Genomic DNA, 13,533 nt, shown 5'->3' with positions numbered 1-13,533 from the left:
AGCGCGGCGGGAGCCCACCGGACCATGGGCCCCGCCATCCGGCGATCCCGCGGTGGCCCAGCACAATCGAGAGGCACTTCCCCTCATGCTCGACACCGGGACTGCCCCCGCTCCCGAGACGGCTCCGGCAGCGGACGAGGACCAGAACCACGACGGCAAGCACGCCCGCAGGTTCGGCCTTCCCATCGCGACGGCCCTCGTCATGGGCAACATCATCGGCGGCGGCATCTTCCTGCTGCCCGCGTCCGTGGCCCCGTACGGCACGATCTCGCTGGTCGCCTTCGGTGTCCTGACGGTCGGCGCCATCGCGCTCGCGCTCGTCTTCGGACGGCTCGCGAAGCGGCATCCGCAGACCGGCGGCCCCTACGTGTACGCCCGCGAGGCCTTCGGCGACTTCGCCGGGTTCCTCGCCGCGTGGAGCTACTGGATCACCACGTGGGTGTCGAACGCGGCGCTCGCCGTCGCCGCCGTCGGCTACCTCGACGTGCTCCTGCCGATCCACGGGTCGACGTTCTGGACGATCGTCGCGGCGCTCGCCTGCCAGTGGCTGCCCGCGCTCGCCAACCTCGCCGGCACCCGCTACGTCGGCGCCGTCCAGCTGGTCTCCACCATCCTGAAGTTCGCGCCGCTCGTGCTCGTCGCCATCGGCGGCCTGTTCTTCTTCGACGCCGACAACCTCGGCCCGTTCCAGGCCAGTGGGGACTCCCCGGTCGGCGCGGTCTCGGCGTCCGCCGCGATCCTGCTCTTCAGCTACCTGGGCGTCGAGTCCGCCTCCATGAGCGCGGGCGAGGTCCGCGACCCGGAGCGCAACGTCGGCCGCGCCACGGTCCTCGGCACGGGACTCGCCGCACTGGTGTACCTGCTGTGCACGGTCTCCGTCTTCGGCACCGTCGCCCACGACAAGCTGGTGAACTCCACCGCGCCGTTCACCGACGCCGTCAACGTGATGTTCGGCGGTACGTGGGGCGGCACCGCGGTCGCGCTCGCCGCGATCGTCTCGATGCTCGGCGCGCTCAACGGCTGGACGCTGCTCGCCGCGCAGGCGCCGTACGCCCCCGCGAAGGACGGCCTGTTCCCGGCCGCGTTCGCCCGCAAGAAGCGCGGCGTCCCGACGTTCGGAGTGATCGTCGGCGTCGCCCTCGCCTCGCTCCTGACCATCTACAACTACACGGCGGGGTCCGAGGGCGTCTTCGAGAGCCTCGTGCTCATCACGACGTTCACGGCGACGGTCCCGTACCTCCTCGCCACCGGCGCGCAGATCTACTTCCTGCTGTCCGGCCAGGGCCACCGGGTGAGCAAGGGCCGCCTCGCGCGCGACATGACCCTCGCGCTCGTCGCGTTCGGCTTCTCGATGTGGCTGGTCGGCGGCGCCGGCTACGCGGCCGTCTACCAGGGCGTCATCTTCCTGTTCGTGGGTGTCCTCGTCTACGCGTGGATGGCGGCCCGCAAGAGGCGGCAGTCAAGCCCCGCCGGCGATTGAGCCGATCAAGCCCCTGCGGCGATTGAGCAGCGGGGTCCGGGGCAGAGCCCCGCGGCCGAAACGCCGTGGGGCCCGCCCCGAGCCGCTCCGCATCGGTCACCGAGCGATAGGTGCCATCACCCACCGCTGGGTCTTGAACATGCCGTCCCGCGAACCGATCTCGATCAGCTTCCGGGCCGCGGGATACGCCTCGTTGCCCTCGATCTCGTAACCGACCTCGAGGGAACCGGGTACGTCCCTGACCTCCAGCTGCGCCTCGATGTCGGCCGCCGACCGCTCACCGTCGGCGGCCATCGCCGTGAGGTGGGCGATGCGCCGCCGCTGCGCCTCGTCGAGCGCCTGCCGCGGGTCCCGCGAACCGGGCGATGCCAGCGCCTGCTGACCCTTGCCGGACGGGGGCGCGACCGCGGAGGCGGGCGTGCGCGTGTCACCGGTGGGCGTGCGCGTCGACACGGTCGCCTGGACGACGGTGCCGTCGTTGTCGAGCGCGACCCGGAACTCGCCGCGGCCCGGCGTGATCACCGGTACGCCGTCGAAGGCCTGCCGGAACGTGACGTGCGTCTGCAACGACACCGGCTCACCGAGCTGCGAGCCGTCCTTCTTGCCGCTGTTCTGCATCAGGTCGTGCACACCGTCCACGACCAGCTCGACGCCGTTCGCGTGCTGCTCGGCGAACTGCCGCGCGATCTCGACGGCGCGCTCGGTGGACAGCTGGCGCGTGTTGCGATGGTTGGCCTCGGCGAGCTTCACCCAGCGCACCGCCTGCGGCGCCGTCGACACGAACCGGTCGCCCGAGCTCGCGCTGAGCACGCCCTGCCGCTCGACCTGCACCACTTGCAGCGCCGCAGCCGGGAAGTGCGCGATGCGGCCCAGCTCGGTGAGTTCCTCGCTCGGGTCGCGCGGCGCCAGCCGCACGATCTGCGGGGTCGGCGGCGCCTGCGTCAGCGGGTCGCGCAGCCCCTGGCGCGCGTAGTACCAGCGCCACACGTACCAGGTGTCCGGAACGTGCTCCCGGTAGAAGTTGCGCTCGGAGTTCAGCCGGTTCTGCGCGTCCGCCTGGGTCGCGCCCGTGGCGCACACCGACGGCGCCTGACCGTGGTAGATGTCCCAGCTCGCGTTCAGCCACGCGTCGCAGTACGTCTGCCCGGCCCGCCACTTCTCCCAGAACTTCTTGCCGTAGTCCGGGCTGTCGATGCTCGTCGTCTCGAACCCGAAGATCATCCGGGAGCCGAGGTTGGGTCCGGCCCAGGTGCGTACGGGGGAGTGCCCGTCGAGGACGCGCAGCGAGTTGCACGTCGACCAGAACACGTAGTTGGCCTTCTCGTTGCCGAACGCCATCCGGTTGGAGATCGCGTCCGAGCGGCCGTCCCACACCGCGCCGAGCGGAGCGAAGAACACGCCGTTGCCGTCCATGCCGCCGTGCCCCGAGTGGTACACGGCGACCACGGCGTCCACGCCGTACCGGTCCTGCCAGTTGTCGTACGTCTCCTCGTACGCCCACACCTGGGCGCCGCTGTCGGCGAACCAGAAGTTGCGGTCGTAGAACTGCTGGAGGTACGCGAGCCATCCGGTCGCGTCCTCGTGCGTGTGCGAGAGCGGGTTCTGGTTGACGAACTTCTGGATGCTGAACGCACCCCACCAGCCGAACGTGGAATCCCTGTCGGTCGCGCCCGGCTTCCCGGTCTCCAGTGGTGACGGACCTCGGTCCGCGTAGATCATGCGCATGGTCTGACCCCCTGCGAAGCCCCCTGAGACCCCCCTGAGCGGGAGGCATCAAACTGTCACCGTTGTGCCGACTTGCCCAGCTCGCTTTCCAGCCACATACCGAGCCCATATGAAGCCCGCCTTTGGGACGAGAGCCCGCGGGGTCCGGGGCAGAGCCCCGCAACCGCAACAACGCCCCCGTAAACAAGACCCGCCACCCCGAATGTGATCGGATGGGACGGCACACGTACACCTACCAACCCGGAAAGGACCACCCGTGGCAACCACCCGCTCCGCACACACCGTGTGGGAAGGCAACCTGTTCGAGGGCAACGGCACCGTCACCTTCGACTCGTCCGGCATCGGGCAGCAGCCGGTGTCCTGGCCGTCCCGCGCAGAGGAGGCGAACGGCAAGACGAGCCCGGAGGAGCTGATCGCCGCCGCGCACTCCTCGTGCTTCTCCATGGCGCTCTCCAACGGCCTGACCGGCGCGGGCACCCCGCCCACCAAGCTGGTCACCTCCGCGGACGTGACGTTCCAGCCGGGCGAGGGCATCACCGGCATCCACCTCACCGTCGAGGGCACGGTCCCGGGCCTCGACGAGCAGGGCTTCAAGGCGGCCGCCGAGGACGCCAAGAAGAACTGCCCGGTGAGCCAGGCGCTCACCGGCACGACGATCACCCTCTCCGCGAAGCTCGGCGGCTGAAGGCTCCGCGCTCTTGACGTGGGCCCGCTCACGCCCTGTGCTGGATCCGGACGTGTGCGGGCCTTCGTCACGAAATGGGGACGCGTCATGGGGCGTGCGGTCGGTATCGATCTCGGTACGACGAACTCGGTGGTGGCCGTGCTCGAGGGCGGTGAGCCCACCGTCATCGCCAACGCGGAGGGCGCGCGCACCACGCCCTCGATCGTCGCCTTCGCCCGGTCGTCGAGCGCCGAGGTGCTCGTCGGCGAGGTCGCCAAGCGGCAGGCCGTGACGAACGTCGAGCGCACCGCGCGCTCCGTCAAACGGCATATGGGCGACGGGAGTTGGCGCTTCCCCGACACCGGGGACATCGACGGGCACCGCTACAGCGCCCAGGAACTCGCCGCCCGCGTCCTGCAGAAACTGAAGCGGGACGCCGAGTCGTACCTCGGCGAGGACGTCACCGACGCCGTCGTCACCGTGCCCGCCTACTTCGACGACGCGCAGCGCCAGGCCACGAAGGAGGCCGGCGAGATCGCGGGCCTGAAGGTGCTGCGCATCGTCAACGAGCCGACGGCCGCCGCGCTCGCGTACGGGCTCGACAAGGGCGACGAGCAGACCGTCCTCGTCTTCGACCTGGGTGGCGGCACCTTCGACGTCTCGCTCCTGGAGATGGGCGAGGGCGTCATCGAGGTCAAGGCCACCAACGGCGACACCCAACTCGGCGGCGACGACTGGGACCAGCGGATCGTCGACCATCTCGTACGGCAGTTCAAGAACGCCCACGGCATCGACCTCGCCGGCGACAAGATGGCCGTGCAGCGGCTGCGCGAGGGCGCCGAGAAGGCCAAGATCGAGCTGTCCTCGTCCAGCGAGACGAACATCAACCTGCCCTACATCACGGCCTCCGCCGCCGGCCCCCTGCACCTCGACGAGAAGCTGACGCGCGCCCAACTCCAGGAACTCACCGGCGACTTGCTCGACCGCTGCAAGAAGCCCTTCCACCAGGCGGTCAAGGACGCGGGCGTCGAGCTGAAGGACATCGACCACGTGATCCTGGTCGGCGGGTCCACGCGGATGCCCGCCGTCACCGACCTCGTCAAGGAACTCACCGGGAAGGACCCGCACAAGGGCGTCAACCCGGACGAGGTGGTCGCCGTCGGCGCCACGTACCAGGCCGGTGTGATCCGCGGCGACGTGAAGGACGTGCTGCTGCTCGACGTCACGCCGCTGTCGCTCGGCATCGAGACCAAGGGCGGGGTGATGACCACGCTCATCGAGCGCAACACCACCATTCCCACCCGCCGTTCGGAGAGCTTCACGACCGCCACCGACAACCAGCCGTCCGTCGGCATCCAGGTCTTCCAGGGCGAGCGGGAGATCGCCGCCTACAACAAGAAGCTGGGCGTCTTCGACCTCACCGGCCTCCCGCCCGCGCCGCGCGGTGTGCCGCAGATCGAGGTCACCTTCGACATCGACGCCAACGGGATCATGCACGTAGGCGCCAAGGACCTCGCCACGGGGCGCGAGCAGAAGATGACGGTGACCGGCGGCTCGGCGCTGCCGAAGGACGAGATCGACCGGATGATGCGGGAGGCCGAGGCGCACGCGGAGGAGGACCGCACGCGCCGCGAGGCGGCCGAGGTCCGCAACGAGGCGGAGCAGCTCGTGTATCAGACGGAGCGCTTCCTGCGGGAGAACGACGAGGGCACGGCGCGTGTCCCCGCCGCGACGCGGGCCGAAGTGGAGGACTCCGTAAGGGAGTTGAAGACGATACTGGAATCCAAGGAGGCGTCCACGCAGGAGTTGCGCGAGGGTGCGCGGCGGCTCGCCGAGGTCAGCCAGCGGATGGGTCAGGCGATGTACCAGGCGGCCTCGTCGGCCCAGGAGGACGCGCCGCCGTCGGGCGAGCGGCCCGCCACGGACAAGGAGGGCCAGGGCGATGACGTGGTCGACGCCGAGATCGTGGACGACGACAAGCCCTGAGGCCTGCCTTCACCCCAGGCGATCGCGCGTCTCGCGCAGGATCTCCAGCGTCCGCCCCGCCCCGGCCGCCTGGGCCACCAGGTGGTCGAGGACCTCCAGGTGCATGCCGACCTCGTCCCGCGCGTCCAGGTACAGGGCCCCGGTCACGTACTCGCTGTAGACCATGTCCGGCAGCTCCCTGACCGGGAACCGGAACAGGGTGAACGGGCCGAACGTGCCGGGGTGCGGCCCCGTCGCGAACTCGGCTATCTGGAGCGTCACGTTGGGGCGCTCCGCCGCCTCGATGAGCCGGTCCAGCTGGCCGCGCAGCACATCGGGGGTGCCGGGCGGGCGCCGCAGCACCGTCTCGTCCATGACGACCCACAGGTGCGGCGAGTCCTCCCGGTCGAGCAGCGACTGGCGGGCCATCCGCAGGTCGATGTGCCGGTCGACCTCCTCGGGCCGGGAGCGGCCCACCGTGCCGGCGTCGAAGACGGCCCGCGCGTACTCCTCGGTCTGCAACAGGCCGGGCACGAAGTGCGGTTCGTAGGCGCGGATCATCGAAGCCGCGCCCTCCAGGCTGACGTACAGGCTGAACCAGTCGGGGAGCACGTCGTGGAACCGCTGCCACCAGCCCGGCAGGTTCGCGTCCTCGGCGAGCGCGACGAAGGCCTCGATCTCCCGCTCGGGCACCTCGTACAGCTCCAGCAGCATCTGCACGTAGGGGATCTTGAGCGCGACCTCCGCGGTCTCCATCCTGCGGATCGTCGCGCTCGCGACGCGCAGCGGCCGGGCCGCCTCCTCGCGCTTGAGCCCGCGGGCCTCGCGCAGATCGCGCAGGCGGCGGCCGAGGACGACCTGGCCCACCGTGGGCGCGGGCCGACGTTCACTCACCTTGGTACGTCCCCCCAGGAGTTAGGAGCCGGTGCGCTCCCACCCCCGACGCTCCGGCCGTGCGCCGAGGCGCCGCGGGTCGCGGCTGCGGTAAACGACGTACGGGCGGAACAGGTACTGCACCGGCGCGCTGAACATATGCACGAGCCGGGTGAACGGTACCAGCGCAATCAGTAGCATGCCCACTACTGCGTGAATCTGATAGAGAACGGGCACGCCGTCCATCAGCGTCACGTCGGGGCTCAGCGTGAACAGGCTGCGCGACCACGGGGCGATGGTCTGCCGGTAGTCGTAGCCGTTGCCGCCGGAGTGCGTGAGCTTGGCCGTCATGCCGAGGACGATCGCCCCGAGCAGGAACACGTACATGGTCTTGTCGTTGCGCGTCGTGGCCCGCAGCACCGGCGCCTTGGTGCGGCGCCGGTACACCAGCATCGCGATCCCGACGACCGCGAGCACACCCGCGAGGGTGCCGCCGATCAGCGAGAACATGTGGTACGTGTGCTCGCTGACGCCGACCTTCTCGGTCCACGACTCCGGGATGAACAGGCCGACGATGTGGCCTACGAGCACGAAGAGGATGCCGTAGTGGAACATCGGTGACGCGATGTTGAGCAGCTTCGACTCGTAGACCTGTGACGAGCGCGTCGTCCAGCCGAACTTGTCGTAGCGGTAGCGCCAGACGGTGCCGGCGATCAGCAGGACGAACGCGACGTAGGGCAGGACGCCGAAGAGCGCTGTGTTCACCGCGCGTGCTCCGTTTCGAGGAGGGGGAGGGCGAAGGGCTCGAGGCCGACGTTCTCTTGGGGCGGCCCGGACCGGGCGAGCGCCTGCGCCTCGGCCCGGTCCTTGGGGGAGGGGCCGGGCAGGGCGGCGCACACCGCGTTGAGGACGACCCCGTACGGGGTGCCGTGGTCGGTGAGGGCGAACCGCAGCAGTTCGAGGCCCGCACGGTTCTCCTCCAGCAGGAACGTGCCCGCCTGCGCGGAGAATTCGAGGACGGCGGGCAGGAAGTCGGGGAGTTCCTCGCCGGTGAACTCCATGCCGTGCTCCCGGTAGACCTCCTTCATCCGCACCAGGGACATGCCGCGCCGCCTGGTGTCGCCGTCGCGCCACCACGTCAGATACAGGCTGTGCCGGTTCTTGAAGTCGAAGACCTGCACGTAGTGGGCGGCCAGGTCCTGCATCGGTGTGGCCTCGGCGTGCTCGACGAAGGGGGCGAGCGGCGGGGCGGCCGCGCGGATCAGCGGAAGCCGCTGGTAGAACTCCTCGTCGGGGTACGTGAGACAGAGCGCGGAAGCCTGCAGGAGCAGGGAGGTCCGGTCGGTCATCAGCTGTCCTCCGTGGTCACTGTCTCGGTCCTGTCCGCGGTCTGCCGTTCCTTGCTGAGCTGGAAGTTCTCGACGGAGACGACGGGCAGCAGCTTGCGGCCGTCCGCGACGGTCGACCCGGAGTCGCCGCCGAAGGGGCCCTCGCCGCCCATGCCGGGCCCGCCCTCGTGGTCGAGCGAGCAGGTGTCGGCGGGCAGCGCCGACTCCTCGAGGCGCTGCGCGTCGCCGACGGCGGCGGTCGGGATCACGTACCGGTCCTCGTACTTGGCGATGGCGAGCAGCTTGTACATGTCCTCGATCTCGTCCGGTGACATGCCGATCGACTCGGCGATCGAACTGTCCGGCAGGTCACCGAGGTTGATGGCCCGCATGTGCGAGCGCATCGCCGCGAGCTTCTCCAGTGACGCCCGCACCGGGCCGACGTCGCCCGCGGTGAAGATCTCCGCCAGGTACTCGAGCGGGATGCGCAGGGTGTCGATCGCGCCGAACAGGTTCGCGTGGTCCTCGCCGTCGTGCCCGGTCTCGGTGAGCGCGTCGACGACGGGGGAGAGCGGCGGGATGTACCAGACCATCGGCATCGTCCGGTACTCCGGGTGCAGCGGGAGCGCCACCTTGTACTTGCTGATGAGCGCGTGCACGGGGGAGCGCCGCGCCGCCTCCATCCAGTCGTACGGGATGCCGGCCTCCTCGGCGGCCCGCTGCACCGCGGGGTCCTCCGGATCGAGGAAGACGCCCAACTGCTCCTCGTACAGGTCGTGTTCGTTCGTCGAGGAGGCGGCCTCCGTCACCTTGTCGGCGTCGTAGAGCATCACGCCGAGATAGCGCAGCCGGCCCACGCAGGTCTCGGAGCAGACCGTCGGCAGACCCACCTCGAGGCGCGGGTAGCACAGCGTGCACTTCTCGGCCTTGCCGGTGCGGTGGTTGAAGTAGACCTTCTTGTACGGGCAGCCGGTGACGCACATCCGCCAGCCGCGGCACGAGTCCTGGTCGACGAGGACGATGCCGTCCTCGACCCGCTTGTACATCGCGCCCGAGGGGCAGGACGAGACGCACGACGGGTTGAGGCAGTGCTCGCAGATCCGCGGCAGATAGAACATGAAGGTCTGCTCGAACTGGAACTTGACCTTCTCCGCCGCCTGTTCGCGGGTCTTCTCCACCATCGGGTCGAGGTCGCCGTACTCGGCGGAGCCGCCGAGGTTGTCGTCCCAGTTCGAGGACCACTCGATCTTCATCGGCTTGCCGCTGATCATCGAGCGGGGCTCGGCGACCGGATAGTCGTCGCCCAGCGGGGCGTCGGTGAGGTTCTTGTAGTCGTACGTCCAGGGTTCGTAGTAGTCCTTGATCTCCGGCAGCTTCGGGTTGGAGAAGATGCCGAGGAGCTTCTTGAACCGGCCGCCGCCCTTCAGCTTCAGGGCGCCCTTCTTGTTCAGCTCCCAGCCGCCGCGCCACTTCTCCTGGTCCTCGTAGCGGCGCGGATAGCCCTGCCCGGGGCGGGTCTCGACGTTGTTGAACCAGACGTACTCCATGCCGTTGCGGTTGGTCCACGCCTGCTTGCAGGTGACCGAGCAGGTGTGGCAGCCGATGCACTTGTCGAGGTTCATGACCATCGCGACCTGAGCCATGATGCGCATCAGTACTGGACCTCCTGGGAGCGGCGGCGGATGACCGTGACCTCGTCGCGCTGGTTGCCCGTCGGGCCGAGGTAGTTGAACGCCCAGCTCAACTGGGCGTAGCCGCCGATGAGATGGGACGGCTTGAGGATCAGTCGGGTGAGCGAGTTGTGGATGCCGCCGCGCTTGCCGCTCGCCTCGGCCTTCGGGACGTTCACGGTGCGTTCCTGCGCGTGGTGCATGTAGACCGTGCCGGCCGGCATGCGGTGCGAGACGATCGCGCGGGCGACGACGACGCCGTTGCGGTTCACGGCCTCGATCCAGTCGTTGTCCTTGACGCCGATCGACTCGGCGTCCTGCGGGGACATCCAGATGGACTGGCCACCGCGGGACAGCGCGAGCATGAACAGGTTGTCCTGGTACTCGGAGTGGATGGACCACTTGTTGTGCGGGGTGAGGTAACGGACCGTCACCTCCTTCTCCCCGTCCGGTCCGAGGCGTGGCTCGCCGAACAGCCGGTTCATGTCGAGCGGCGGCCGGTAGGTCGGCATCGCCTCGCCCAGTTCGTGCATCCAGTCGTGGTCGATGAAGAAGTGCTGGCGGCCCGTGAGGGTGTGCCACGGCTTGAGGTGTTCGGTGTTGAGCGTGAACGCCGTGTAGCGGCGCCCGCCGGACTCGCTGCCGGACCACTCGGGGGAGGTGATCACGGGGACGGGCGCCGCCTGCGTGTCCGCGTAGGTGACACGCTTGCCCTCGTGCTCGGCGGACAGGTGCGCCATCTCCTGTCCCGTACGGGCCTCAAGGGTGTGGAAGCCCTGGGTGGCGAGGCGGCCGTTGGTGGTGCCGGACAGGGCGAGGATGGTGTTCGCCGCCTTGACCGCCGTGTCGAGGGACGGCCGGCCGTCGGCGGGGCCGCCGCGCACGGTGCCGTTGCGCTCGCGCAGCTCCGTGACCTCCTGGTCGGGCTTGAGGGCGATGCCCTTGGCGGGAAGGCCCAGTTGCTCGACCAGCGGGCCGAGCGCGGTGAACTTGGCGCCGATCGCCGTGTAGTCGCGCTCGACCACGGTGAGGTTCGGCAGCGTCTTGCCGGGCACCGGCTCGCACTCGCCCTTGCGCCAGTCGAGGACGACGCCGCCGGGCTGCGCGATCTCGCCCGGGGTGTCGTGCTGGAGCGGCGCCGCCACCAAGTCCTTGCGCACACCCAGGTGTTGGGCGGACAGCTCGCTCAGCTTGTGGGCGAGCGCCTTGAACGTGTCGAAGTCGCTGCGGGCCTGCCACGGCGGGTCCACGGCGGGCGTGAAGGAGTGCACGTAGGGGTGCATGTCCGTGGAGGCGATGTCGTGCTTCTCGTACCAGGTGGCGGCCGGCAGCACCACGTCCGAGAGCAGCGTCGAGGACGTCTGCCGGAAGTCGAGGGAGGTGAGCAGGTCGATCTTGCCTTCGGGGGCCTCGTCGTGCCAGGTCACCGTCGTGGGCCGCTCCTCGGGCGATGCCTCCTCGGCGCGCAGCGAGGAGTGGGTGCCCAGCAGGTGCTTGGTGAAGTACTCGGCGCCCTTCGCGGACGAGCCGAGCAGGTTCGCCCGCCACAGGGTCATCACGCGCGGCCAGTTCTCCGGCGCGTCGGGGTCCTCGCACGCGAACTTCAGCGTGCCCGCCTTGAGTTCGGCGACGGTGTCCTCGACGGACTGCTCGCCGAGCGCGAGGGAGCTGCGGTCGAACGTCGGATACGACGGCATCCAGCCCGAACGCGCCGACAGGGCCAGCACATCGGCGCCCGTCATGCCCTCGAAGGCGCCCTTGCCGAGCGGGGACGCGAGCACGTCCGCGCTGAACCGGTCGTAGCGCCACTGGTCGGTGTTGAGGAAGAAGAACCCGGTGCCGATCATCTGGCGCGGCGGCCGCGACCAGTCGTTGGCAGAGGCGAGCGAGGCCCAGCCGGTGACCGGTCGGCACTTCTCCTGGCCGACGTAGTGCGCCCAGCCGCCGCCGTTCCTGCCCTGGCAGCCGGTGAGCTGAAGCAGGGAGAGGAAGCCCCGGTAGGTGGTCTCGGAGTGGAACCAGTGGTTCGTGCCCGCGCCCATCAGGATCATGCAACGCCCGCGCGACTTCTCGGCGGTCCTCGCGAACTCCCGCGCGATCTTTACGCACTTGGCGGCCGGTACGGACGTGTGGATCTCCTGCCAGGCCGGGGTGCCGGGCGTCTCCGCGTCGTCGTACGAGGTCGGCCACTGGCCCGGGAGGCCCTCGCGGCCGACGCCGTACTGCGCGAGCAGCAGGTCGAACACGGTCGTGACCAGCGGGCCGCTCTGGCCGCCGAGCCGGGTCGCCGGCACACCGCGCCGCACGACCTCGCCGCGGCCCTGCCCGTGCGTGCCGCCGTCGGTGTCGAAGCGGGGGAGGAGTACCTCGACACCGCCCGCCACGTCGGAGTCGTGCAGGGTCAACGTCGGCTGGATATTGCCCAGTTCGAGGTTCCACTTGCCCTTGCCCGACTCGGTCCAGCGAAAGCCGAGGGAACCGTTCGGAACGGCCGGCTGACCCGTCGCCTCGTCGAGCACGGCGGTCTTCCACTCGGCGCCCTCGCCGCCCTGCCCGAGGTCGGTGGCGCGCAGGAACTTCGACGGCACGTACGCGCCGTCCCGCTCCTCAAGCGTCACCAGGAACGGCAGGTCGGTGAACTTCTTGACGTAGTCCGTGAAGAACGGCGTCTGCCGGTCGACGAAGAACTCCTTGAGGATCACATGCCCCATGGAGAGCGCGAGGGCGCCGTCGGTCCCGGGGTGCGGGTGCAGCCACTCGTCGGCGAACTTCGTGTTGTCGGCGTAGTCGGGCGCGACGACCACGACCTTCTGGCCGCGGTACCGCGCCTCGGCCATCCAGTGCGCGTCGGGCGTCCTGGTGACCGGCACATTGGAGCCCCACATCATCAGATACGCGGCGTCCCACCAGTCACCCGACTCGGGGACGTCGGTCTGGTCGCCGAACACCTGCGGCGAGGCCACCGGAAGGTCCGCGTACCAGTCGTAGAACGACAGCATCGGGGCGCCGATCAGCGAGTGGAACCGGGCGCCCGCCGCGTGCGACACCATCGACATGGCGGGGATGGGGGAGAAGCCGGCGATCCGGTCGGGACCGTACGTCTTGATGGTGTGCACATGCGCCGCGGCGACGATCTCCACGGCCTCGTCCCAGGTGGCCCGCACCAGGCCGCCCTTGCCGCGGGCCTGCTGGTACCTGCGCCGCCGCTCGGGGTCGGCCTGGATGTCGGCCCACGCGAGCACCGGGTCGTGCAGCCGCGCCTTCGCCTCCCGGTACATCTCCACGAGCACACCGCGGATGTACGGGTAGCGGACCCGGGTCGGCGAGTACGTGTACCAGGAGAACGCGGCGCCGCGCGGGCAGCCGCGTGGCTCGTACTCCGGCCGGTCGGGGCCCACGCTCGGATAGTCCGTCTGTTGGGTCTCCCAGGTGATGATGCCGTCCTTGACATACACCTTCCACCGGCACGAGCCGGTGCAGTTCACCCCGTGCGTGGAGTTCACGACCTTGTCGTGGCTCCAGCGGTCCCGATAGAAGACGTCCCCGTCCCGGCCGCCCTTGATCTGCACGCTGTGCAGGTCGGGCGCCGCCGTCCCCCGCCGGAAGAACCGCCCCGCGCGCAGCAGCGCGGCGTCCGGCTCGGTCGGGGTGCGCGTCGTGTCCGTCACCGTTTGCTCCCTCGATATCCCGTTCTGGGCACGCTAATGGCGTTATGTGCGGGGCACACTTCGGCCGGGCCCGTACGAGTCGGAGCGGACGGCCCCGCGTACGGGCCCCGGCCATTACCCCGGACGTAATCGACCCGCCACCCGGGCGCGGGCAGGGTGG

The 13,533-nt window shown here is 69.7% G+C and carries 9 protein-coding genes; 3 read left to right on the top strand and 6 right to left on the bottom strand.

The genetic code is table 11. From position 1 onward, the window contains the following. The first annotated feature begins 85 nt into the window (after positions 1 to 85). On the top strand, positions 86 to 1,480 hold the full coding sequence (locus ACP4E5_RS11715; RefSeq protein ID WP_425827701.1) for an amino acid permease: 1,395 nt from the start codon (positions 86 to 88) through the stop codon (positions 1,478 to 1,480). 96 nt (positions 1,481 to 1,576) lie between these two features. On the opposite strand, the gene ACP4E5_RS11710 is transcribed toward ACP4E5_RS11715, so the two are convergent. Beyond that, a complete protein-coding gene (locus tag ACP4E5_RS11710) occupies positions 1,577 to 3,205 on the bottom strand; it encodes a DUF6345 domain-containing protein (protein ID WP_425827699.1) in 1,629 nt (542 codons plus the stop codon). Positions 3,206 to 3,461: 256 nt separating this feature from the next. On the opposite strand from ACP4E5_RS11710, the gene ACP4E5_RS11705 reads away from it, so the two are divergent. Both ACP4E5_RS11705 and dnaK read left to right on the top strand, forming a co-directional pair. Then, a complete protein-coding gene (locus ACP4E5_RS11705; RefSeq protein WP_425827697.1) occupies positions 3,462 to 3,890 on the top strand; it encodes an OsmC family protein in 429 nt (142 codons plus the stop codon). Positions 3,891 to 3,977: 87 nt separating this feature from the next. Then, entirely contained in the window at positions 3,978 to 5,855 is a 1,878-nt protein-coding gene (gene dnaK / locus ACP4E5_RS11700) for a molecular chaperone DnaK (RefSeq protein ID WP_425827695.1), read from the top strand. Positions 5,856 to 5,864: 9 nt separating this feature from the next. Here dnaK and ACP4E5_RS11695 read toward each other — a convergent pair whose 3' ends face one another. From ACP4E5_RS11695 to ACP4E5_RS11675, 5 genes are read right to left on the bottom strand one after another with little or no spacing between them, the layout of a single operon-like run. Beyond that, positions 5,865 to 6,728, bottom strand: a complete 864-nt coding sequence (locus ACP4E5_RS11695; protein WP_425827693.1) for a helix-turn-helix domain-containing protein — start codon at positions 6,726 to 6,728, stop codon at positions 5,865 to 5,867. A gap of 21 nt (positions 6,729 to 6,749) precedes the next feature. After that, positions 6,750 to 7,472, bottom strand: coding sequence for a respiratory nitrate reductase subunit gamma (gene narI / locus ACP4E5_RS11690; RefSeq protein WP_425827691.1), 723 nt, complete (start codon positions 7,470 to 7,472; stop codon positions 6,750 to 6,752). Next, on the bottom strand, positions 7,469 to 8,056 hold the full coding sequence (narJ, locus tag ACP4E5_RS11685; RefSeq protein ID WP_425827689.1) for a nitrate reductase molybdenum cofactor assembly chaperone: 588 nt from the start codon (positions 8,054 to 8,056) through the stop codon (positions 7,469 to 7,471). The genes narI and narJ overlap by 4 nt, the downstream gene beginning before the upstream one ends. Further along, on the bottom strand, positions 8,056 to 9,687 hold the full coding sequence (narH, locus tag ACP4E5_RS11680; protein WP_425827688.1) for a nitrate reductase subunit beta: 1,632 nt from the start codon (positions 9,685 to 9,687) through the stop codon (positions 8,056 to 8,058). The genes narJ and narH overlap by 1 nt, the downstream gene beginning before the upstream one ends. Continuing rightward, the gene (locus tag ACP4E5_RS11675; RefSeq protein ID WP_425827686.1) at positions 9,687 to 13,373 is read right to left on the bottom strand and encodes a nitrate reductase subunit alpha; all 3,687 of its coding nucleotides are present in this window, start codon (positions 13,371 to 13,373) and stop codon (positions 9,687 to 9,689) included. The genes narH and ACP4E5_RS11675 overlap by 1 nt, the downstream gene beginning before the upstream one ends. Between the last annotated feature and the right edge of the window lie 160 nt (positions 13,374 to 13,533).

Origin of the sequence: Streptomyces fractus, from assembly GCF_049844455.1 — a bacterium.
In the GTDB taxonomy this organism is placed as follows: Bacteria; Actinomycetota; Actinomycetes; order Streptomycetales; family Streptomycetaceae; genus Streptomyces; species Streptomyces fractus.
Note: the sequence above shows the minus strand (reverse complement) of the source record. Positions and strands in the feature narration are given on the sequence as shown.